Raw genomic sequence first — 23,806 nt, 5'->3', positions numbered from 1 at the left:
CACAAGGAGGCAAGGGCGGTCCGGCGATAACAAATGGTTTTCACCTGCGCCGGCGGATCTCTTATGGGTACGACAGATGGCCGGCTTCACATTCAGAAGCCGGTTATTTCAGCACAAATCGAGGTGAAAATTGGAACACGATGTCATTTTGAGGTTTGAAAATATCACGAAGTATTTTCCAAATGTGATCGCGAACAAGAATATCAATTTGGATATACGCCGGGGAGAAATTCACACCCTTTTGGGCGAGAATGGTGCAGGCAAATCAACCTTGATGAACATTCTTTACGGCCTCTATCGGGCAGATGAAGGACAAATAGTCCTTGATGGGGAACCGGTTGAGATCCTGTCTCCCAATGATGCAATGGATTTGGGAATCGGTATGATCCACCAGCATTTCATGTTGATACCCAATTTTACCGTTTGGGAAAACATGGCCTTGGGGCAGGATATGAAAAAATCCATTACACTGCCGGTCGAAAAAATCATTGAAGACATACAGGAGGTGGCCTCCCGCCTTCATATGGAGATTTACCCCGACAAGCGGGTAATGGACTTGCCGATTGGTGTCCAGCAAAAAGTGGAGATCATGAAGGCAATTTACCGGGGGTCCCGTCTCCTTGTGCTGGATGAACCGACATCGGTTCTGACACCACAGGAGAGTGAGGATCTTTTTGTTACCCTCAGAAAACTCAAGGAAGAGGGGTGCACCATCTTGTTCATCAGCCATAAGATGGACGAGGTGATGAGTATCTCTGACCGGATCTCCGTTTTGCGCGACGGTGAGTTGATCGCGACACTTGACCGCGACGAATGCTCACCGGCGGTACTGACTTCCCTGATGGTTGGCCGTGAAGTTTGTCTGACCTGTGTCAAAGCACCCCGTACGCCGGGCGATGTCCGCATCGAAATTGACAATGTGAAGGCGGAAGGCGACACGCACTCCAGCAGTTTAAGAGGAATTAGTTTCAGCGTACGAAGTGGTGAAATTGTCGGCATTGCAGGCGTTGATGGCAATGGTCAAAGCGAGCTTGCCCGGATCATCTCGGGCGTTGCGTCTCCTCAGGAGGGTTCCATCCGGATCAACGGCAAAGATGTAACGCGCGACGGAGCCCGTTCCAGACACAACCTTGGACTTGCCTACATACCTGCGGATCGCCGGGGAGAAGGTTTGGTTCTTGATTTCAAGCTTTTTGAAAATGCGACCCTGACAGAGTATTACCAGCCGCCCTGTTCAAAAAGAGGCATTTTAAACCTTGGCAAGATGAGGAGCAAGACGAAGGGTTATATTGACGATTTTCGAATTAAGGCACCGGGAACGACAATTCCGGCCAGGAATCTCTCGGGGGGGAATCAGCAAAAACTGATTCTTGCACGCGAGATGTTGAAAGAACCTGACATCCTTCTGATCGTACAACCTACCTGGGGCCTGGATATCGGTGCGTGTTCCTTCGTGTTCGACAAGATTATCGAAGAACGTGACCGCGGAGCAGCCATTCTCTTGATTTCGACCGATCTGGAGGAAGTAAGAAATCTATCTGACCGCCTGCTTGTCCTGTACAAGGGACAGATTATGGATGAAGTCGATCCAGTCACCACACCGGTATCGGATATCGGCCTGATGATGACCGGAATACGACCTGAAATACAAAATGGAGAGATGAAAGGAGTCTGACATGAGATTAAAGAAAACGCTGAGCATTGTCTTCGCCATACTTGTTGTGATGGCACTGCTGGTCGGTTGCGGCCCCGGTCCGACGGAAACGCCCACCGAACCGCCTTCGGAGGGACCAACAGAACCGGGCAAGGTAGAGACTGCAAAACCAACGGAGGCGCCACCGCTGAGAAAAATGGCATGGATTTGTGAAAGCTCCCTGACCGACGGCGGATGGAATGAGAATGGCTTTGCGGCCGTCAATGAACTGGCGGCCAAGCACGGTTTCGAGTTAAGCTACCAGGAAGATGTCAAAGGAACTGAGGTGGCTGATGTCCTGCGTAACTACGCAGCGAGCGGATACGAATTTGTCATTTCAAATGAGCAGTATCATGCAGAGGAAATGGCGGTTATCGCAACCGAGTTCCCCGACGTAACCTTCGGTTGCATCAATGGTTATGTTGCCGCTGAAACGGGTAACATGTACGCCATAACAGGCGATAACTGGCAACACATCTACCTGGCGGGCGTCATGGCCGGGGGTGTGACCGAATCGAAAAAGATCGGCCTGATCACCTTCTCGACCGACTCCGATTCGGCATTACTCATGGTTGCTGCTTGGGGAAGCGGCGCCAGGGCCCACGATCCCGACGTCGAACTCATTCACGTTGCCACGGGCAGTTTCAGTGACTTGGCGATTGGCAAGGAGATGGCGATCAGCCTGGTTGACCAGGGATGTGACGTCATCTTCTGCAATTCTGGCGACACCAATGAAACAGTCATGGATTACTGCATTGAAAATGGAATTTTCGCTGTCAGTGCCATCGTCAATCGTAATGACTGGTCACCTGACTACGTCATCGGAAGTGCCATGCTGCAGCCGAGCGACATGTTGCGTGTCATCATTGATGGCTATGTTGAAGGAACATTGGCGCCCTCCACCGAAGTGATGGTGATGGGACTCAAAGAAGGAATTGAGGACTTCATAATCAACCCCGACATCAAAGATAAGGTTGATCCGGCAGTCTTTGAAAAGATTGACCAGATCAGGGCTGACATCATTGCCGGGAAGATCGTGAAAGATGACTTGTATTCATAAACGCACGATGCTTTTGAACGGTGCCCGGCCGGTAGGTGTTACCGGCCGGGCTTGCCTGTAGGTAGGAGAACTACTGATGAATCTGACGCTTAAGACGAGCCTGCAAAAGCGGAGCAATTTGATTATTACCGGTGGCATCGCCTTTTTCGCAATACTCCTTGCTGCTGTGATCGGGGGCGTAATTATCGCGCTGATGGGAATCAATCCCGGTGATGCTTATCGCCACTTTCTTGCCGGTGCGTTCGGTAATGTTTACGGTTTTGGGGAGACGATCAATAAGTTTACGCCGCTGCTTTGCAGCGCCCTGGCTTTTTCGATTGCAATGAAATCCGGTTTCATGAATATTGGAGCCGAGGGGCAGTTCGGCGCGGGTGCCCTGTGTGCAGTGCTCGTGGCATTGAGGATGGGATCTGTGCCGTCGGGCATAGCCATCGGGCTGACCCTGCTTGTAGGATTGCTGGGCGGTGCCGTCTGGGCTTCCATTGCCGGCCTTCTGCGCATCTATTTCAACGCCAATGAACTACTTACGACCATGATGCTGAACTATGTGATGCAGTTTCTGCTTTCCTTGCTGTTGCATGGACCACTTAAAAATCCTGAAAGCAATATGGAGCAGACTCCTCTTATACCGTCTACGGCCAGGCTCCCCGTCATACTTCACGGTTCGAGGTTGCACTTAGGGGTATTTGTTGCGATCGCCGCCCTGGTTCTCATCTGGTTTTTGCAAAGCCGAACGACCCTTGGCTTTGAAATGCGGCTTTCCGGCGCCAACGAAAAAGCAGCACTTTACGCGGGAGTGAGGCAACGGCGTGCACTGATTGCTGTCATCCTTATCAGCGGAGCTCTGGGCGGACTCGGAGGTTCGCTGGAGTTGATGGGCAATCAGCACAAGATGATGGAAGGTCTCACAGCCGGGTTTGGTTTTGACGGGATAGGAATCGCTGTTATGGGTCAGTATAATCCTGTCGGAATTTTCCTCACGACACTTCTGTTTGCCGCGCTACGCACGGGAACGGCCAGTATGCAGCGCGGCGTTGGCGTTCCGACACCTATTCTTTTCATTATGCAAGGCACCGTGATCGTAACTGTGATTACCAGTAAATATTTCGTCGACAAGATCAACAGTAAAGTGGCTACAAGGAGAATAATGCATGATTTCGTTACTTAATACCACGCTGAGCATGGCCGTGCGCATGTCCACCCCTTACATGTTTGCTGCCCTGGGTGGCATGGTGGCGCAACATAGTGGTGTTTATAATTTTGCCTTGGAGGGAATGATGCTGGGGGGCGCCTTTTTTGGCTATTTCTTTGCCTTGACGACCGGCAGTCTTCTGGTAGGTGTTATAGGCGCTGTTCTGTGCGGCCTGGTGTTCGGCTTGCTTCTCAGTTTTATTATCATGCGTTTCGGTGTCAGCCAAATGGTTCTCGGGCTGGGGTTCAACACGTTGCTGTTGGGAATTACAAGCTTCGGACAGCGTTTGCTCAACATGGACAAGGCGGTCAGACCGCGCTTGCCGAGTGTCATGGGCGATATTCCGTCGGGATTTTTGAAAAGAATCCCCGTGATCGGCGGTATGCTGTTTGGTCAGAACGTGTTGGTCTATCTTGTTATTGTTTTCTACATCTTTTACGCATGGTTCCTTAATCGCACCAGGCGGGGCTTGGGCTTGCGCTCCGTCGGGGAAAATCCCGCCGCCGCTCAAAGTGCGGGGATTAACGTGTTTAGGTACCGTTACACGGCCATTATTATCTCCTGTATTCTACCTGCCCTTGGAGGTGCCTATCTGACGCTTACGCAGGTCGGCCGTTTCGCCGAGGGGATGACGGACGGCCGGGGCTGGATTGCGATTGCTGCGCTGTGCCTTGGCCGGCTGCGACCGCGGGGCGTATTCCTCGGTTCGCTGCTTTTTGGCCTTGCCTCCGCGATCTCGAATCAGGTTCAGGTTCTAAATCTTGGAGTCTCAAGCCACCTTGCCCTGATGCTGCCCTATGTGATGGCGATACTGGCATTGGTCAGCAGCGGCAAACAGCGAAGCCATGGTCCTGCCGCCCTCGGCAAACCATATTTTAAGAACAGGTAAGAACTTTTACCCAGGCAGCGGCCTGTGCGATAATCGAACGAGAGAAACGATGGAGTTGTCTTTTGACGAACCGGGTCGAAAAGGGAGGTGATAGGCTGATGAGCCGGATGTGACAGACAAGCAGGAAGGGTAATAGAGAAAAGACAGTTATAAATGAAAGCTTGAATTAAGAAGGAGCACCTATGTTTAGTGTTAATCAGGAAGCAGTGAGAATTGTTAAGGAAAAAATCATCCCGAACGCAGAAATGTTGCAGTGTGAAGTCCATCAACTGAAAAACGGCGCGACCGTCATTGATATGGGCATTCATGCGCGGGGCGGGTATCTGGCAGGAAAATTATTCGTGGAGGCAACAATCGGTGACATGGGCCATGTTGACTTCGGGCGCTTCAAGCTCGGCGAGATTGACCTTCCCTCCATTGATGTCTATATTGATCTCCCTCAGACGGCAACCCTCTCCTCCCAGTTCTCGGGCTGGGAACTGGGTGAAGATTTTGAAAGAGGTTCGATTATTCCAATTGGATCGGGGCCTGCCCGTGCCATCGCGAAAATTGATTTTGGCGCGCAGGGGTGGCGTTATCAGGACATTCATCACGAAACAGTGCTTGCCGCGCAAACAACCGTATTGCCGGATGAAGCCATGGCCGAGGATGTTGCCAAGAAGTGTGGCTTGAGTCCCGAGAATGTCTACATTCTGGCGGCGACGACGGGCAGCTTGGCCGGTGCGATTCAGGTTTGCTCCCGTTCGGTGGAAGCTTCCATGTTCTGTATGTTCAAAAAGGAGTTTCCGCTCGAATCGGTAATCAGCGGCATGGGCACCAGCCCGATCCCTCCCCCGACCCGGGATGAATTTGACGCCATGGACAGAGTGAATACAGCTTTGATGTACGGCTGCACGGTGCGTTATCTTGTGGACTGCGAAGACAGTGACATTGAATCATTCCTCGAAATCGCACCCTTCAGCGTTTCACCCCGTTTCGGTGAGCATTTTAATGACCTGTTTGAGGAAGGTCAAAGAGATTTCCATCTGGTAGATAAGAGTATTCATACCGTAGCCTACTACGAAATCACCAACTTCAAGACCGGTCGTACATTCAAGGCGGGTCAGTTGCGTGAAGATATGTTGGCGAGATCCTTTTTCTAATCACTCGCTGTTCCGTATACCTCTCTTTACGGATTCAAGGGGATGTGCGGCCGTTTCATCGCAGAATGGACGGCCGGCATCCCCTCCTACAGGAGTCACTGATGAAGAACCGAAGAATTGTTGTCATCGGGAGCGGGGTGCTCGGTGCAGCTGTTTCTTATTACTTATCCCAGCAGACCGACAGTCCCATTGCAATCATCGAGCAATATGACCTTGCTTCAGGTGCTTCAGGTGCCAATCTGGGGCAGCTCTCCATCCTTGACCGGACACAGGACTGGCATATGCCGCTTGCCATGGAATCTCTTCGACTGTACAAGGAAATGCAGTCCGAGGTTGATGTCGAATACGAGCAGTCGGGGGGTGGCGTTGTTTTACTTCATGACGATCAAGTTCATAAGGTGCCCGGACTTCTCGAACGGCTGAATGCGCTGGGTGTGCAGGCTGAATTCCTGCAAGGTGACCGCGTCAATGAGCAGGAGCCAAATCTTTGTGCGGATTTCATAAAGGGGTTTCTTTACTGCCCGATCGAAGGAAAATTAAATCCGCTTAAGGTAACCCTTGCCTTTCTTGACAGGGCGAGGCAGCAGGGGGTACAGGTGATGACCCGTACCCGGGTGACGGGATTCAAGAAAAACCACTCACGGATTGTCAGGGTTGAAACGACCCAGGGCGAACTGGAAGCAGATTTCGTGATCAACGCGGCAGGCGGTTGGGCAAAGCAAGTAGCTGCCTTGGCAGATGTCGCAATTCCGCTGAAGCACCACCGGGGATCGGCCCTGGTGACCCAATCCATCGAGCCTCTTATCCGGGGGCCGGTGGTTGGCGGTGGATTTTTATTCCCCGATGCTGCAGTTGAACCTCCCGCCTGTCACATCGGACTTGCACTGATTCAGTCGAAGGATGGAACCGTGCTGCTTGCTCAAGCCACTGAACCGAGCGAACCAGACAGCCGCGATGTGACATTGGAAGGGATTTCCCGGATGACAGCAAATGCCATTCGGTATTTCCCGGATCTGGCGGGTCTTGAAGCTGTCAGGACGTGGGCGTGCGTCACACCCTATACAGACGACGGGAAACCATGCTACGGTCTTGATGGAAAAGTCGCAAATTTCTTCACTGTCGCAGGATTCAAAGGAGCTTTTTCAACGGCTCCTGCCGTGGGGAAAATGGCTGCTGAAGATATTTTGAAATGTCTGAAATGAAGACGCGTCAATCCAATGCCTTCCGATTAGCGGATGGCGGGTGACGGCCTTCAGCCACGATTGAGACAAGGAGGTATTTGTCAGTGATTTTACTTAAAAATATCGGGCATCTGATCCAGGATGCGGAGACGGTAAGGTGCGGTATGGATCTGTTGGTGCATGGATCTCAGATTACTGCCATTGACGGGGGGATTCCGGAGAAAAGCGCCGATGAAGTGATCGATTGCCAGGGCAGGATTGTGATGCCGGGTCTCATCAATCTTCATACCCATCTTTATCAAAGTGTGCTGAAGGGCTGGGGTGACACGCTGACACTGAAACCTTGGTGTGAAGAAGTGACTTTTCCATTCAGTTCCATCATTCATGCCAGCGAAAGAGACGGCGATTACCGGATGAGCTATGCCTACGCAATTCTGGGTGCAATGGAGATGCTTCACGCTGGCATTACCACCTTTGTTGACATGGATATTTTGTCTGACAGTGTCTTTCAAGCTTGGCATGATCTTGGCACCCGCGGAGTCGGCGCCATACAAGCAGTCAACCGGTGGGTGCCAGAACCGCTCATGGTACCGGACGATGTAAGAAAGGAACGGATTCTCCGCACGGTTGACCTGTGGGACCGCAAGGATTTACTCCGTGTAGCCATCGCGCCGTCAACCCCCTTTGCCTGCACTAAAGAGTTTCTCCTTTGGCTTCGCGACCTGGCTGTTGAAAAAAATATGCCTTTGTTCATCCACGTTTCAGAGACAAAATGGGAAGTTGAAGATTCACTGCGTTCCACCGGTATGACACCGCTTGAATATTTGGAATCCATCCAATTTCTGAAAGCACCGGTTTGTGCCATCCATGCCATTCACTTTACTGAGGAAGAGCATCGTATTGCGCAATCCCGCGGTGTATCAATTTGCTACAATCCGAAGAGCAACGGCAAGCTTGGCAGCGGAATTGCCCCGATCGTTGATTACCTGCGTCTTGGCCTCAAGGTGGCTGTTTCCACCGACGGGGCAGCGTCAAACGATTTGCTTGACCTTTTTGAAGACATGCGTGTTGGACTGATGCTGCAAAAGTTGCGTTACGAGGATCCCTCTGTCATATCCGCACAGGATGTTTTTCGCATGGCGACGGAAACCCCGGCAGAGATTCTCGGCTTGAATGCAGGTATTCTCCGATCTGGCAAGTTGGCCGATCTGGTGATCATTGATCCCGGACAGGTTCATTTCGGTCCGCTACATGACGTGGTGCAACAAATCGTTTATTGCGGGAAATCATGTGATGTGCGGGATGTTATGGTGAACGGAAGATTTCTAATGAAAGATACGCGCATCCTGACAGTCGACGAACCGGCTCTCGTCCGACAAGGGTTTGAGCTGGCGTTGGAAAAACAGGAGTCACTGACAGGCGAAGCGCTCGTAGCTGAATTTTAACACCAGCAGCAATCGTGATCAGAAGATGCCCAATGACTGGGATGTGCGATAGACGAAATAATGATGAGCCGGAGAAAAAGACAGATGAGTTGTCATATCGTTGGAATTCACAGCAGTCCCCGCCAAGGCGCGACTGCCTATGCACTGTTACGGGCCCTCGAGTACGCGGAAGAAGTGCCGGGGGTAACGACCAGTTTCCATGAACTGCGTCAGGGAAAACTCTCCCCTTGCATCCATTGCGACCGATGCAAGGATTTGTTTCATTGCCCGGTTTTCGATGATGCGATGCAGGTATTTTACGAGCTGCTTCCCAAATCACAGGGAGTCATTCTTGCTTCCCCTGTCTATGATATGGGGATTTCGCCACTCATGAGTGCATTTTTAAGCCGTTTACGGCCGCTTGGGAAATTGACAGCGCGTTCATTTGCAACCCAGGTCGGTGGTGCGATCGCGGTCAGCGGTGCACGAAACGGCGGCATTGAAGAAGCGCTTGGCATCATGAACCGCGCGCTGATGAGTCACGGTATGTGTTTGGCAGGGGGCAGCATATTCGCTTATAGCGGCGGCGGTATTTGGTCCAAGGACCGCAAGGAAGAAGGTGCCAGGGAAGACAAGCTTGGGATGCGTACGGTATCAGTCATGGCCCGCAGAGTTGCCGTAATGGCAAAGCTTCTGCAGGCCGGCCGGGATGCTTTGCCGCAATTGACGGAAGCCCAGATCGCAGGATTTCTCGACGAAGAAGACTACGACGAAGAGCGCCGCCTCTTCTTTTCCCATGAGGATTGACCGCTAAAGCGGTCTTAATCCGGGAAAAGCCAGGCCGGGAGTATCGCACACGGGACCGTGCGATGGCTATTCACGGCGCCGCAGGCCTCGGACCGTATAGGCATATTGTTTGGGAACAGCCACCGTGATTACTGCGGTGTTATGAAATGACGGCGGATGAATTACGCGCAGGATCTCGCCTGTGCACAGGACCTCCCCGTCATTATTTACCGCCAGCCAGCTTTCACCGACAGCTGGGTAGGGAAGGTATTCATATGGCAGGTCGACGCTTGCCAATGTATCACTGTATTCATCATCGACCACAAAACATGCCTGTCCGGGGCAAGCGGCAACGCAGAGCGAACAGCCGATGCACAAAGATTCATCAACCTGAGGGATCGCTGTCAGTGAATCAAGGGTTATGGCACCGTAGCGGCAAGAAAATTGACAAGGATCGCAAGGAATTTCCTGCCTGCAATCAATTAAAACTTTACGCATATTCTATCTCCAGATTTATTCCCTTTACGAGGTGGGTGCAGCTGAAGGCTCATTCTTCCATTTCCTCCGTCCCCGCAAGCAACTCCAATCTGATCGGTCCTGCGGGCATACGAAAACTTCCTGGCAAAAACTGTTCAATCGGACAACCGGTCTGTTCTGCCAGCAATCGCGCAATTTGGCGCCTGCATGTCTTTCCCTGGCAGTACCCCATACCGGCACGCGTAATTTTCTTAACATCCTCAAGGCTCCGGGCACCCTGCTCGATTGCCTGGATGACCTCCTCTTCGGTTACGTCTTCGCAGCGGCAGATAATGACTGACTTGCTCATGCCTCTCTCTCCTTTCCACCGCCTTTGATGATTGTGGATGCTGGTTTGTGGCTGTCTTGTCCGGCCAGCTGCCAGATGCATTCCTTCGCAAGCTGCCTTTGTTCGCCAAAAGGACCTTGTCGAAGCGAGGTTAGTCGTTCTTGACCCTGCCTTAGCAAGTCTTCCAAGGTGTCGGTTTCCCCAAGCCCCAAATCCAGTGCCGCCTGCAGACCGGCCACCCTTCCTTCATCAAGAGCTGTGCTTGCTTCTTCAATACCAGCCAGATCGCCGGCGACGAAGATCCCCTCCTGGAGCGTCTGCATGGTGCTTGTGTGAATTGGCAGCATACCACCTAAAATGGGATTGTAAGCTGATGCACAGCCGGAAATCGCAGCGAGCTCGAGTCGGGGGGTTAAACCGACTGCGAGGCAGATGGTGTCCGCCTGGATTCGCCATTCCGTACCTGGAATGGGTTTGAAGCGATCATCGACCCGGTGCAAAATCGCGCCTTCCACTTCCTTGTTGCCCCAAGCTTCCTTAATGGTTGTACGGAGCAAAACCGGAACACCCGCGCGTTTGATCTTGCGCGCGTGTACTTCGTAACCGGTCACCTGGTCAGTCACATCAATTACTGCTTCAATACGGGCACCGGCTTGCAGCAGCTGGTAAGCCACAATAACGCCAACGTTGCCGCTGCCCACCATGAGGATTCTCTTCCCCGGCAGTACATGGTAGAGGTTGGCTACTGTTTGCGCCGCTCCCGCGGTCATGACGCCCGGAAGAGTTGAACCGGGGAAAGACAGTGCATTTTCGCTGGCGCCGGTCGCCAGAATAATTGTTCTTCCACGACATGAAAAACTTTTATTGTCGTCGGTCGCGACCACCGTACGATCGGGGAAAATGCCCCACACCCGCGTGTTGAGGCGAATGTCGACACGTGCCTCTTCTGCTTCGCGCAAAAGCATTTGCCCTATTTCGTAACCGCGGGTTCCCGCGTAGTGCTCTTTTGAGCCAAAGAATTTATGGATTTGCTTAAAAAGCTGGCCCCCGGGGCGTTCATTTTCATCAATCAAGAGAGTCGTGCCGCCAGCTTTGGCAATTTCAATGGCTGCCCCAAGTCCCGCCGGCCCAGCTCCGATTACAACGGCATCGTAGGTTTTCATTCTGTTTCATCCTCTCCGGAAACCGATTTGTCTGGTCTCAGCATTGCCTGAGCAGTTCCAATCTGACGCTGCACATGCATGTTGTCACAGGCAAGCTTTGTACAGACTTTCACATTCGGCTGACCATCAACGATCATATAGCAGTCTGAACACTGGCCGATTCCACAGAAAATGCCGCGGGGTTCGTGAAGCCGCTGTGTTTCACGGTAGTAGCGGATCCCGTGGGCCAACAAGATCGCGCCAATTGTCTGACCTTTCCACCCCACCAGAGGCTTGTCCTCAAAATAGATGGTCAGCTGTTCATCGAATTCCCAAGCCAAGATCGGATGTTCCTTCACATAACGGTTTTCCATAATTTTGCTCCCTTACCTTTCAAGTCCAGTCAGGACGATCGGTTTATCCTCTTCTGCAACGTCCGGATTTCAATGAAAATTTTTCCGGGCCCGTTCTGTCATCGTATTTCCGCGGACCTGAAGCGAAGAGGTGAATAAGCGGACACATCATAAGCGGCTGAGCCTGTGGAGAAGATATCGGAAACCATCTTGCCGAGAACGGGTGCAATTCCGATCGCACTGTGGAACCCGACCACCGCAAGCAAATTTTTCCGGTTTTCAGGAAAGCCGAACAAGGGGGCACGGTCCGGGGTGTAGGCAATGATCCCTCCCCACATTCTCAGAATTTCCAAGTCGTCAAGCTTGGGGAAGAGTTTCAATACACGTTGGGCGACTTCCCTGGGACCATCAAGCGTCGAAGAACAATCGTAGTTGTCAACATCGGTGGTCGCCTGGGCAATGACAATGTTCCCGGTGACAGTTTGCCCCAAACATGCCCCAATTACCCTGTCAGGTGGATTCTCACCAACAGCGAAAAGTTGTCCGTCCGTGACCATTCCGCGAATTAGGGGAGGGAGTGGGATGCTAACCATGGCCTCGCCACGCTCGTATAAAACCGGAAGGTCCACGCCTGCCTGAGCCGCGACATCAGCAGTCCACGCTCCTGCAGCACATACGAACAAATCGGCCTTGATTTTCCGTTGTGAGGTTTCTAAAGCTTTCACCTCATGGCCGTTGACTTCCATTGCGATGACTTCGTCCTCGATAAAAATTTCTGCTCCCAGTTGCCGGGCCATGTTTGCCATGCCGATGGTCAGGTTGAAGGGATTAATTTTTCCTTCCCAAGGGCAATAGAGCGCCCCGATGATTTGAGAGGGATCGAGGGCTCTCTCCTGTTGAACAGCCCGTTCAGGTGTCACAAGCGCAACTTCCTTCAGCCCCCATTGACGGCAGTTACCGGCCACATGATCAAGCACATCCAGTTCACGGTGATTGCTGATCGGTATCAGCCCCCCCGTCTCAACATATTCCAGATCGATTTTAAGATCTTCTGCCAGTGCATTCCATTCCAGTCGCTGCCGCAGAGCCATTTCCATGACTATGGGATCTTCCCGATAGGTGAGTACACAAAAACCGGGATTTGTTCCGGTGGTCCCTGAACAAATCCCCCCTTTTTCCAATAATGCGACCTTGACTCCCGCTTTTGCCAGATTGTAAGCGATAGCAGATCCGCAAACCCCACCTCCAATTATTGCAACATCATATACCCCTTCTGTTTTCATCTTTCGGCCCGCCTCCAGCTCCTCTTCCTTTCCGCAATGCATCTGTCCATGATGACCACCGTTTAATAAATGAAATCCGTTTTTTTCTCCCTCCGGAAAGCTGGTGCAAACGGTTGACTAGAAGAAGGATCTTGCCAGCATGTCCTCACGGAGTTCTCCCGCCCTAAATGTCTTGCCCGTTTTGAAGTTGGTTATTTCGTAACAGGCTACGGTATGGATGCTGGCATCGACTTCAACAAAATTTCGATCGCCCTCTTCAAAGAGATCGATAAAATGTTCGCCAAATCTCGGTGAGATATTAAAAGGTGCCACCTTCAAAAAGGCTTCTATTTCATCATCCTCACAGTCGACAAGATAGCGGACGGTGCAGCCGTACATCAAGGCTGTGTTCACTCTGTCCATCGCACTGAGCTCATCCTTGGTTGGCGGCGCGATGGGACATATTCCCATTCCACTGATTACTGCTTCGAGGGGAAATCCTTTTTGCAGCATGCAGAACATGGAGGCTTCCACTGAGCGCGAGCAGACCTGTATCGAACCAGCCAGACTACCCGTAGTTGCCGCCAGAATGTAAACGTTTTCGGGCTTCAAGCCGCATTTTTTTGCGACATCTTCTGCCATTGCCTCGTTTGGCATATCAGTTGTTTGTGCCGCAAAGACTGTTTCGTGATGAATATCCTTATAGGTCCAGTCAATTGAACCCAGATCATTTTTATAGATAGCGCGCGCCGGGCCTGAGCCGATCGGCATCAGCGTTCCTTTTTCATAACCTGCGCTGAGGTCCCAACCGGAAAACTGCGACGAAAGGGTAGCTGTCTGAGGCAGGTCGATGTAGACGTCAATGGAGGGCAGATCGATTGCTCCAAGGGTGAAGCGCCCAAAATCGACATGTCCCATGTCTCCGATGGTTGCCTCAACAAACAGCTTGCCGGCCATGTACCCCCCCCGTGCAAAAAGACCCATGTCGATGACGGTCGCGCCATTTTTCAGCTGATGAACTTCACACTGCAGCATTTCGGCGTTCGGGATGATTTTTTCCTTGACGATTTGAACTGCTCTTTGATTGACACTAAACATATATTGTTCTCCTTTTCGTTCAGTGCGATCTGATGTATATCCGGTCAGCCGCACCTTTCTATTTATAAACAGGGCAAGTCTAGCACTCATTCTTGAATAAAATCAAATTATGACGATTACGTTTAACGGGTTTAGTGTGGGTGAAGGTTGATCCGTCAACCAGTTCCTGCCAGGCTTTCTTACGGACACCTTGAAACAGAACAATAATCAGTTTGCTGCTCATATTCTTGATCAATCTCCCGAATGGGAAGATCTACCGCTTGCCGCGCAAATTCTTGACACGAAGGCAAGCCCCGCATTGTTGACATCATTCAAGGGAGCTGCTTTCCGGGTGCCTTGTCTGAGTCGATGCCACGTTACATGCAAAACATCCTCCAAACAATATCGTTACAAACGAGGAGCCAAGACGAGAGCTGCACGGACACCCCATGGCATTTGAGGCAATCAGACCAGCAACACATGTTTTTATTGATCGCCGATACGGGGCCAATATTTTTCGCGCACAAAAATCTCAATTCAAAATACGGCAGGTGTGCCGGAGTTGGAGCAAGTGCGCATGAAGATACTGCGGGCAGCGGTCTGAAGTAAGCTCGAAGACCGGGTCTGTTTCATGACGAACTTTGTTCCGGCGCCATTGCTGCCAATTATTTCAATGCAGGATGCCGGCATATCAGATTGACGCCATCACGATATGGAGTTGCTACCCCTTACGGGCCTTTGTTATACTCATCTGAGCGAAAGGGAGCTAAACATGGATAGTGAACATTCATCTCAATTAACAACTTATACATCCGGAAATGATAGCAAAATCGGGCAATCATTCCCGATTCGCGATGCGGTACTCAAGGTCAAAGGCGAATTGCAATACGTGGGAGACATGACAGTTGCCCGCATGCTGCATGCGAAAGTCCTGTTCAGCCCCAAACCTCATGCGCGGATCGTTGATATCGATACGTCTGAGGCTGAAAAACTTCCAGGCGTGCGTGCTGTTGTGACCCACAAGAATACGCCGGCAGTGCGGTTCAATCCATGTGGTGAGGATATCAATATATTCCATGATCAGCGGGTTTTCGATGACAAGGTCCGTTATGTCGGGGATCGCGTGGCAGCCGTGGCGGCCGATTCGGAGAAGATTGCCGAACAGGCTGTCCGTTTGATCAAGGTCACCTACGAGGATTTGCCATTCTACACAGATCCGCGCCAGGCTTCTGAACCGGAGGCTGTCGCCATTCATCCTGACGGCAACCTGTTGCAGGAAGTCATAATGCAGGCCGGAAACCCCGATAAAGCCTTTGCTGAAGCCGACTATGTGTTCACAAATACCTATCATGTACCACCGATCCATCACGGAGCCATCGAACCTCATGCTGCATTGGCGGTACCGGATGCCCGGGGCAAGGTAACCGTCTATACGCCAACCCAGGATGTGTTCGGTGTTCGAAAAAACCTTTGCCGAATCTTCAATCTTCCCATGAGCCGTGTCCGGGTGGCCAGCCCTGCCATGGGTGGCGGTTTTGGAGGGAAGATTGACGCTGTACTTGAGCCTGTCGTCATGGCGCTGGCGATCGCCACCGGCAGACCAGTCAGGCTTGTGTTCAAACGGAGCGAAATGATACCCTCGACCCGGACCAGGCACGAAATGTATTTGACAGCCACTACCGGAGTGAACAAGGATGGGATGATCGTCGGTCACGAACTTGACCTTATTTCTAACGCAGGTGCCTATGCCGCGGGAGCCATGAGTGTGGTATGGGCGCTTGGAGGGAAAGTTTTTAAAAATTACTGTACACCCCATATCCGTTTCCGCGCGCTTCCCGTTTACACAAACAGCCCGGTTGGCGGTGCCATGAGGGGATATGGGTCGCCACAGCGTTGTTTCGCTCAACAACGTCAAATGAACACCATAGCCAAAAAACTTGGCATTTCCGTGATCGATCTGCAACTCAAGAACCTGGTTACGCCGTCGTCAGTGGATGCGAGGGATGGACAATCCCATGGGGAGGCGCGCCCTACCGACTGTGTGACCATGGGGGCGGAAACCTTTGATTGGAAAGCCAGATGGGAAAAACAAGAAGCGGATAGAAGAAACAAACATGAAACCGTGCGCCGCGGCATCGGCATGGCTGTGGCCGTCCATGGCAACGGTCTTTTTGGCATCATGCCCGACACGAATGGTGTCATATTAAAGATGAATGAAGATGGAACCGTTCATATGCTGACAGGCGCCAGCGATATGGGAAACGGCGTTGTATCGGTTCAAGCACAATTTGTTGCTGAAATTCTGGGCTTGTCTTTGGACGAAATTGAAGCCATCCAGGCCGACACGGACGTGACACTTTGGGATCTTGGTGATTATTCAAGTCGCGGTACCTTTGTCTGCGGGCAGGCAGCCATTAAGGCGGCTGAAGCCGTAAAGGAGGAGGTATTGCTCTATGCCTCCGAAATGCTGGAGCTGGACGTTCAACAACTGATCCTGAAAGAGAGTTCGGTCGTGTCCAGGGAGGATGAGGGGCAAAGGGTCACACTGGCACAAGTGGCGCAATACGCACATGATCATCATGAAACCGATATTTGCCATGCCAAGACCTTCGCCTCGAACGCTTTGGCCTTGTCATATGCAGCCCATTTTTGCGAAGTGGAGGTCGATACAAGAACAGGCCATTGCCGCGTGATAGATTATTTGGCGGTTCACGACCTGGGGCGTGAAATCAATCCAATGGGCTTGGAAGGCCAGATTGAAGGTGCCATTCAGATGGGACTCGGTTATGCCTTATCTGAGACACTCGACGTGGATCCCCAAACAGGGAGAAGCAGGAACAGCACCTTGCGAAAATATCGTATGCCGACAGCGACACAGATGCCTCCGATTCGGATTCTTACGGTCGGCCAACCAGAGGAAAGCGGCCCATTTGGAGCAAAAAGTGTCGGCGAGTGTTCAACAGTACCGGTTGCACCGGCCATCGCGAACGCCATATCCAATGCGCTCGATTGTGAGTTCGATGAGCTGCCGATTCATCCTGAGACGGTCCTGAGAAAAATCGGCGGGAAGAATGACATCACTTGAATAAAATTTCAGAAATTTCAGCAGGACTTCCGAAGATGGTTGCACAGGTGCACTGCCCTTTGTTGCGCCTGTAATGCGGTGGATGACCGGGGCAGCCGGACCGTGGCTCATCGTCATTGTTTGGAATGTTTCTCCTGACCGGCGTTTCTTTATGGTTGCAATGGATTTTGGGTCGTCCGTAAAAAATTGGTAAAAGTGTCTGGATATTTCCTGAATATGCGTTCAAATTGAGGAGCTTTATCATTTTGATCTTGTCCTATGCGGAAGATTCGTTGACAATTACACGGTGATGGTCTAGTATGACCGAAGTAACTTTTAAATGCATTTACTGCAGTATAAATGCAACAATTATCAGTCATAAGCTCCGTTTATTGATAAGATTTAACGGACAGGCATGGGTCGGGCGCAGTGTAGTTTATCAGGTATTAATGTGACTAAGCGATATTCTGGAAGTGAGAAGCAACCCCCGAACTTGTCACTCGCGAAGTCAGGATGGTATTGCTCTTTGGGGAGGTGCGTGCAGATGGCATATTGTCTGCGAAAGTCAGTCAAACCTTGTTTTCCGATTGACCTGGGGCCTGGTACGCATTCCTTTTTATTGACACGCACGATCAAACTTATAAGATAAAGTCCCAGCGAAACATCCCGCCAGACTGATCGTAATTGCAACCTATTTCAGGGCAATATGCACCGTCAGCCAGTTGGGGGACTCGTTTGGGATCGCTGTCGCGTGGACAGCTGTTTGCCGGTGTAGGTTGCTTGCCGTCTTGGATAGCAGGGAGCATGATCGGTGATTATGGCACAAGAGAAATGAGGAGAATTTGTCAATGACCGAAGCAAAAGAGAGTTTCTTGACGAGAATGGATCCGAGAATCAAATTACTCAGTGTTTTGATGCTGACTGTGACTGTATTTATGGTCACCAACCTTTATTTGGTAATCGCATTTCTCGTGACTTTTTTGGCCCTGTGGTTTGCTGCCCGGCTTCCGGGGAAATACCTGACGGGGTACCTGAAATTTTTGTCCTTTCTTATCGTATTCATCATTGTGCTGCAAATGATCTTTTACCCTGATGCGGAACGCAATCTTCTGGGAATTTTTAAGCTTAACGGCTTGATTTACGGAATCGTTCTGGGTATTCGGCTCTGTTCTCTGATCCTGTTGATGCCCATGCTTACAATGACAACGCCCTTGAATCGTCTCGCCCTTGGAATGACAAGGATGGGATTGCCATACAAGGCAGCTTACATTATGACAACTACCATGAATATGGTCCCAATGTTTCAAAGCGAGATCCGGTCGATCCAGGAAGCACAGAAAATGCGCGGTATGACCGCTTTTGAGCACAAGAATGTCATTGTGAAAGCGAAGGCCTATCCCGCCCTCGTCACACCTCTAGTGATCGGTGGGATGCGTCGTGCCCAGCAAATGGGTATTGCCATGGATTCACGTGCATTCGGCGCATTTAAGAAGAAGACTTACGTTAGTGAGATCCGTACAAAACCAACAGACTGGGTCGCGCTTTTGCTGGTGTGTCTATATTGCGCCGCAATTATTACGGCCAACTACTATTTTTAAGTGGAGGGGGAATTAATTGTGGTGAAGGATATGATTTGCTTTGATGATGTTTCTTATTGCTACAGCCGGACAAAGCGCTGGGTACTAAGGAAAATTAACCTATCGATTAAACAGGGTGAATTTATTGCGGTGATGGGGGCAAACGGTTCAGGTAAATCCACTCTCTGCCAGTGCATTAATGGGATTATTCCGCACTCGCTTTCTGGAACACTGCGCGGGAAAGTGACAGTTGCCGGACTGGATACGCAGGAAACGACAGTTGCTGAATTGTCGCGCCATGTCGGTGTGGTGCTGGAAGACCCGGAGACGCAGATATTTACCCACAGCATTGAGGAAGAAACAGCCTTTGGTCCGGAGAACCTGCAGCTTCCCGCTGCTGAAATCAAGGAACGTATTGAATGGGCTCTTAACGTTGTGGGCCTGTGGCATCGTGTCAAAGATTCACCTCTGGCTCTTTCGGGCGGCCAAAAACAAAGATTGATTATTGCCACAGCGCTCGTTATGCAGCCGGAAATACTGGTGCTCGATGAACCGACATCTCAATTGGATCCGATTGGAACACGAGAAGTATTTGAGGTGATCTACAAAATTCGTGGTATGCATTCCATGACCATTGTCATGGCGACGCACAAGAGCGAGGAAATCGCTGAGTACGCGGACAAAATCTGCGTGATTAATAACGGCCGTATTGTCGCCTTTGACTCACCGCATGTAATTTTCGAACAGTTCGACCTGCTAAAGGACAATTGGATCAGGCCGCCTCAGGTGTCGGAATTGTCCAGACGAATGAGCGAAAAAGGGTTGCCTATGTCACGGCATCCCATCATACTGGATGAAGCGGAACAAGCTATCTATCAGTTGTTTAAGAATAAGGAGACCTTCTCGTGAGTGAAACAGTTCTGAAGATTGATCATCTGTCATATACCTACGCCAGCGGTGTGGAGGCTCTGAAAGATGTCAGCCTGGACATCAAGCGCGGCGAATTTGTTGCCATCATCGGACAGAACGGTTCGGGAAAATCCACCCTCCTGAAAAATATCACAGGCCTGCTACGCCCGACGAGCGGGAAGGTCTTTATTAACGGCGAGGATAACAAGGACATGTCTGTTGCGGAGATTTCGCACGAGATTGGTTTCGTGCTGCAAAATCCGGATAACCAGCTTTTCGAGTCGACTGTCAAGGACGAAATCCTGTACGCCTTAAAGAATGCAAAGATACCATCGGATGAAGCTGACGAACGGGTTAATAAGGCAGCGGAAGCTGTCGGAGTGTCAGACAAATTTGAAGAATATCCTCCTGCACTCAGCAAGGGTGATCGTGCCAAGGTTGTCATTGCATCCGTTCTGGCCATGAATCCTCCAATTTTGATCCTGGACGAACCGACCAGCGGTCAGGATTACAGGGGCTGCTATCAGATCATGGATATTGCAAGGCGCCTTCACGAAGAGGGACGTACGATCATTTACGTGACCCACCAGATGCCCTTGGTCGCTGAGTATGCCGATAGAACGATCGTTCTGAGCGAAGCAGAGCTTATGTTGGATATGGCGACAGAAGAAGTATTTGTGAAGGAAGAGGAGCTTGCAAAGACAAATATTTTGCCTCCTCAGATCACTCAACTGGCCAACCGTCTCCGGGCAAAAATGAAAAATTTGCCGCAAACGACAACAGTGGGTCAGTTATGTGATTATTTGGTTGAAAGTTACTAGGAACAGTTGTGCCGGCTACAAGACCGGCGGGACAAGCAGATGAATTTTGGGGGAACTGAAGAGAGAGAATTGGTGCCGAATGGCCGTTCGGCACTGGAAAGGAGGCAGACCGGGAGGAAGTTCAGCACTCAATAGTCACCCCTGTGTTGCGGACTAATCAGGAACCGGGCGGTGACATGTTTACCAATTTCGTTGGCACCCCCGTCGGCTCTTGACTGGCGGGGACAGATCGGATTGGGAGGCGGGCGTCCGCAGTTGGTTATAACGGGATGTCCGTAGAGCGATTGATGCATTGCATCGTAGAAAGAGGAATAGTATGAGTGGTACGAAAAAGAAATATTCATTACTCGGTAACACACATCCGGCTGTAATTGCCGTATGGGCAGCCTTGCATGCTGCATCCGCGCTGTTACCGACGATTCCCATTATCGGAACAGGATTCTCCTTTTCCGTTGGGATGATATTTGCACCTTTGGCAGGAATCTTCTTTGGACCTATTGCAGGTGCGGCGGCAGCGACAGTCGGTTCTTTCATTGGATCCCTTATTGCTCCGCACACAGCAACTTTCGGTCTGATCAGCTTCATACCGGAACTGCTTTGCGCATTGGTGGCAGGTTTAGTTAGCCGTGGTGGAAAGTTGTGGCCTCTGTCATTGCTCTTTGCTGTCGGCGGCTCGGCACTTTGGTTGGCGACGGCTACCGGCCGTGCTTTCCCTCTGTACATGGTCCTCTATGCGCTTGCTGCGCTAGCCATGGTCGTTGGCGGTTTATTTGCCCGCAAATGGTTGACTGGCAGGAATATCGTTCTTCAGTTCGTGGCAATCTGGATATGCACATTCGCGTCGCTGCTTGGTGCGTCTGTGCCGTCCGGCAACTTCCTTGCAATTTTGATGTATGGACTGCCCGCGGAACTTTTCAGACCGCTGCTTTTGTTGACTCCCACGGAGCGAGCCATTTTCTCCCTGGTTGCTGCAATCATTGGCACACCGCTGCTGATTGGCTTGCCCAAAATTGGTGTTTATGTCGGCCCGCAGGAAGCAGCTTTTGATGAAGAAGAAATAAAAGACGAAGAACCGTAGAGAGGTTAACAGATTCAGCCTAATGGTTGGGATGGCAGTCAGTTTTGCTGTCTCAATCATTAGGCTTTGGTCATGCATTCAGAGAGGTATCAGAAAGAATTGAGTATGAGCGAGAACAAAAAGAAGTTTACGGTATTGGGTAATACGCATCCCGCCATCGTTGCTGTTTGGGCTGCCTTGCACGCAGCTTCCGCGCTGTTGCCAACGATCCCCATTATTGGGACAGGTTCGTCTTTCTCAGTGGGTGTCATTTTTGCGCCGTTGGCAGGGATATTCTTCGGTCCCGTCGCGGGTGCTGCTACGGCCTCGGTCGGTTCATTTATTGGATCACTCATCGCTCCGCACACTGCTCTTTTGGGGCTTGCGAGCTTTGTAACCGACTTGTTTTGTGCCTTGGCGGCAGGTCTCGTCAGCCGTGGAGGAAAGTTTTGGCCATTATCTCTGGTTATTGCGGGAGGCGGCGTCGTACTCTGGCTGTCCACAGCGACAGGACAGGCCTTCCCCCTGTATATGGTATTGTACGGGCTGGCGGCAATTGCAATGATCATTGGCGGTTTGTTTGCCCGCAGATGGCTGATCGGTAAGAATATTGGCCTTCAGTTTATGGCGATTTGGATCTGCGCATTTGCAGGATTCATGGGAGCTTCACTTCCAATTGGCAACTTCTTTGCCATTTTGCTCTATGGACTGCCCGCCGAAATCTTCCAACCATTATTGTTGGTTACCCCGCTGCAACGTGTTCTTTTTGCAGCCATTGCAGCAATTATCGGGGTACCCTTGCTAAAGGGATTACCCAAAATAGGTGTCTATGTGGGTCCCCAGGATCAATGCCAGGATGAACCGGTTGTGGATGAAGCAATGGATGAGGATTGAGTGGTTTGCTGGAATCATCTATCTCACATGAGGTAATAGCAAATTTGTCATGCGGCAAAAGAGAACCAACTCTTTTGCCGCCCATTATGGATAGGATATTATGATTTATCTTAAAAATATCGCTTTTTTGGTGCAAGATTCAGATCGCGTCGTCCAGGATGTCAATCTCTTGGTCGAGGGCAATCGAATCAGACGGATCGGTTCTGATATCCCGGTACCGGGAGAGGGATGCCTGACGATTGATTGTTCAGATAAGGTCGTTGCACCCGGTTTCGTGAACCTGCACACGCATTTGTACCAAAATATGCTCAAGGGCGTGGAAGATCGTTTGAAGATTAAGGAATGGTGTGAAGAAGTTACTTTTCCTTTTGTTGGCGTCATCCTCGAAGATGCCCACTCAGGCGACCATCGTTTGAGCTCTTTCTATGGCGGTCTCGGTGCCATTGAAATGCTGAAAAGTGGAATCACCGCTTTTGTCGATATGGATGTCCTCTCGGATGATCTTTTTTCCATGTGGGAACGCATTGGAATACGTGGTACCGGAGCGATTCAGGCAGTTGACAAATGGGTACCCGAAGCCTTCACTTCATCCGCGGAAGCAATGAGGGCTGAAATTATTTCAACGATTGAGCGCTGGCATAACAAAGGTTTGCAACGGGTCGCCATTGCACCCTCCACACCTTTTACCTGCACGCCGGATTACCTGCTTTGGCTTCGTGACACAAGCGAGGCATATGGGTTGAAAACCTTCTGCCACGTTTCGGAGACTGCCTGGGAGGTTCAGGAGTCGCTTCGGGATACCGGCTTGACACCCTTGCAGTATCTGGATTCAGTGGGCTTCCTGGATTATCCGTTCTGCGCCGTGCATGCTGTTCATTTTACCGAACACGAGCGGGAACTTGCTGCGGAACGTGCAGTCAGCATCTGCTACAACCCCAAGAGCAATGGCAAACTTGGCAGCGGTATCGCCCCGATTGTTGATTATCTGAACCGCGGCCTCAATGTCGGTCTCAGCACGGACGGGGCGGCCTCAAATGATTTGCTTGATATGTTCGAAGAGATGCGTTTTGGCTCAATGCTGCAGAAATTGAAGTATGAAGACCCGGCAGCTCTGACTGCCAAACAGGTATACCAAATGGCTACTGAAAATGCCGCCGAAATAGCGGGCCTGGACGCAGGCGTGCTGGAGGAAGGGAAGCTTGCCGACATAGTGATCATGGATACCGGCGCTGTCCATTTTGCACCCGTCCACGACGTGATTCAACAGATTGTATATTGCGGCAAATCTTCGGATGTTCGAAATGTCATCATCGATGGGAAACCAGTCATGATGGATGGCGTCATCCAGACTGTCTCCGAAGAGGAATTGGTCGGGGAAGCTATTGCCCTGGCCGAAGATCGCCAGAGAACGATCCCATATGGTCGTTTGTACACCAACTGATTAACGCGGCAGAGCCCTTTCTTCCGGCAGGGGTACG

The 23,806-nt window shown here is 51.0% G+C and carries 21 protein-coding genes; 15 read left to right on the top strand and 6 right to left on the bottom strand.

Annotation, left to right across the window (positions count from 1 at the left end; genetic code table 11):
- Window positions 1-148 precede the first annotated feature (148 nt).
- The 8 genes from GX839_04775 (at window position 149) to GX839_04740 (ending at window position 9,388) form a co-directional block, all read left to right on the top strand.
- Window positions 149-1,675: an ABC transporter ATP-binding protein gene (locus GX839_04775; protein NLB04772.1), complete on the top strand. Its 1,527-nt coding sequence runs from the start codon at window positions 149-151 to the stop codon at window positions 1,673-1,675.
- A gap of 1 nt (window position 1,676) precedes the next feature.
- Window positions 1,677-2,753 carry a BMP family ABC transporter substrate-binding protein gene (locus tag GX839_04770; GenBank protein NLB04771.1) on the top strand — a complete coding sequence of 359 codons (1,077 nt, stop codon included), beginning with the start codon at window positions 1,677-1,679 and terminating at the stop codon, window positions 2,751-2,753.
- Between the two features lie 76 nt (window positions 2,754-2,829).
- Window positions 2,830-3,921, top strand: a complete 1,092-nt coding sequence (locus GX839_04765; protein NLB04770.1) for an ABC transporter permease — start codon at window positions 2,830-2,832, stop codon at window positions 3,919-3,921.
- Window positions 3,905-4,834, top strand: a complete 930-nt coding sequence (locus GX839_04760) for an ABC transporter permease (protein ID NLB04769.1) — start codon at window positions 3,905-3,907, stop codon at window positions 4,832-4,834. The genes GX839_04765 and GX839_04760 overlap by 17 nt, the downstream gene beginning before the upstream one ends.
- A gap of 182 nt (window positions 4,835-5,016) precedes the next feature.
- Complete coding sequence (locus tag GX839_04755) at window positions 5,017-5,976, top strand: methenyltetrahydromethanopterin cyclohydrolase (GenBank protein ID NLB04768.1); 960 nt, start codon at window positions 5,017-5,019, stop codon at window positions 5,974-5,976.
- Between the two features lie 101 nt (window positions 5,977-6,077).
- A complete protein-coding gene (locus GX839_04750) occupies window positions 6,078-7,178 on the top strand; it encodes an FAD-binding oxidoreductase (protein ID NLB04767.1) in 1,101 nt (366 codons plus the stop codon).
- Window positions 7,179-7,261: 83 nt separating this feature from the next.
- A complete protein-coding gene (locus GX839_04745; protein NLB04766.1) occupies window positions 7,262-8,602 on the top strand; it encodes an amidohydrolase in 1,341 nt (446 codons plus the stop codon).
- Window positions 8,603-8,686: 84 nt separating this feature from the next.
- A complete protein-coding gene (locus GX839_04740) occupies window positions 8,687-9,388 on the top strand; it encodes a flavodoxin family protein (protein ID NLB04765.1) in 702 nt (233 codons plus the stop codon).
- 66 nt (window positions 9,389-9,454) lie between these two features.
- Here GX839_04740 and GX839_04735 read toward each other — a convergent pair whose 3' ends face one another.
- The 6 genes from GX839_04735 to GX839_04710 all read right to left on the bottom strand — a co-directional run bounded on the left by GX839_04735 (window position 9,455) and on the right by GX839_04710 (window position 14,027).
- The gene (locus GX839_04735; GenBank protein NLB04764.1) at window positions 9,455-9,865 is read right to left on the bottom strand and encodes a 4Fe-4S binding protein; all 411 of its coding nucleotides are present in this window, start codon (window positions 9,863-9,865) and stop codon (window positions 9,455-9,457) included.
- Window positions 9,866-9,914: 49 nt separating this feature from the next.
- Window positions 9,915-10,193: a (2Fe-2S)-binding protein gene (locus tag GX839_04730; GenBank protein ID NLB04763.1), complete on the bottom strand. Its 279-nt coding sequence runs from the start codon at window positions 10,191-10,193 to the stop codon at window positions 9,915-9,917.
- Window positions 10,190-11,335, bottom strand: a complete 1,146-nt coding sequence (locus GX839_04725) for an FAD-dependent oxidoreductase (protein ID NLB04762.1) — start codon at window positions 11,333-11,335, stop codon at window positions 10,190-10,192. The genes GX839_04730 and GX839_04725 overlap by 4 nt, the downstream gene beginning before the upstream one ends.
- Entirely contained in the window at window positions 11,332-11,688 is a 357-nt protein-coding gene (locus GX839_04720; protein ID NLB04761.1) for a (2Fe-2S)-binding protein, read from the bottom strand. The genes GX839_04725 and GX839_04720 overlap by 4 nt, the downstream gene beginning before the upstream one ends.
- Window positions 11,689-11,786: 98 nt before the next feature.
- On the bottom strand, window positions 11,787-12,950 hold the full coding sequence (locus GX839_04715; protein NLB04760.1) for an FAD-binding oxidoreductase: 1,164 nt from the start codon (window positions 12,948-12,950) through the stop codon (window positions 11,787-11,789).
- A 117-nt stretch (window positions 12,951-13,067) separates the two neighbouring features.
- Window positions 13,068-14,027, bottom strand: a complete 960-nt coding sequence (locus GX839_04710; GenBank protein ID NLB04759.1) for a methenyltetrahydromethanopterin cyclohydrolase — start codon at window positions 14,025-14,027, stop codon at window positions 13,068-13,070.
- Between the two features lie 751 nt (window positions 14,028-14,778).
- Here GX839_04710 and GX839_04705 point away from each other — a divergent pair.
- The 7 genes from GX839_04705 to GX839_04675 all read left to right on the top strand — a co-directional run bounded on the left by GX839_04705 (window position 14,779) and on the right by GX839_04675 (window position 23,769).
- Entirely contained in the window at window positions 14,779-17,091 is a 2,313-nt protein-coding gene (locus GX839_04705; GenBank protein ID NLB04758.1) for a molybdopterin-dependent oxidoreductase, read from the top strand.
- Window positions 17,092-17,918: 827 nt separating this feature from the next.
- Entirely contained in the window at window positions 17,919-18,668 is a 750-nt protein-coding gene (locus tag GX839_04700; protein NLB04757.1) for an energy-coupling factor transporter transmembrane protein EcfT, read from the top strand.
- A gap of 18 nt (window positions 18,669-18,686) precedes the next feature.
- The gene (locus GX839_04695) at window positions 18,687-19,556 is read left to right on the top strand and encodes an ABC transporter ATP-binding protein (protein NLB04756.1); all 870 of its coding nucleotides are present in this window, start codon (window positions 18,687-18,689) and stop codon (window positions 19,554-19,556) included.
- The gene (locus GX839_04690) at window positions 19,553-20,377 is read left to right on the top strand and encodes an ATP-binding cassette domain-containing protein (GenBank protein ID NLB04755.1); all 825 of its coding nucleotides are present in this window, start codon (window positions 19,553-19,555) and stop codon (window positions 20,375-20,377) included. Before GX839_04695 ends, GX839_04690 begins: the two co-directional genes overlap by 4 nt.
- A 316-nt stretch (window positions 20,378-20,693) precedes the next feature.
- Complete coding sequence (locus GX839_04685) at window positions 20,694-21,455, top strand: hypothetical protein (protein NLB04754.1); 762 nt, start codon at window positions 20,694-20,696, stop codon at window positions 21,453-21,455.
- A 105-nt stretch (window positions 21,456-21,560) separates the two neighbouring features.
- Window positions 21,561-22,328 (top strand): hypothetical protein, encoded by a 768-nt coding sequence (locus GX839_04680; protein ID NLB04753.1) that lies wholly within the window; start codon window positions 21,561-21,563, stop codon window positions 22,326-22,328.
- 100 nt (window positions 22,329-22,428) lie between these two features.
- Window positions 22,429-23,769 carry an amidohydrolase gene (locus tag GX839_04675; protein NLB04752.1) on the top strand — a complete coding sequence of 447 codons (1,341 nt, stop codon included), beginning with the start codon at window positions 22,429-22,431 and terminating at the stop codon, window positions 23,767-23,769.
- The last annotated feature ends 37 nt before the right edge of the window (window positions 23,770-23,806 follow it).

The sequence above is a fragment of the Fastidiosipila sp. genome (genome assembly GCA_012511175.1).
Classification (GTDB): Bacteria; Bacillota; Clostridia; order Saccharofermentanales; family DTU023; genus UBA4923.
The sequence above is the reverse complement of the archived record's forward strand: the minus strand, read 5'-3'. Positions and strand labels throughout refer to the sequence as shown.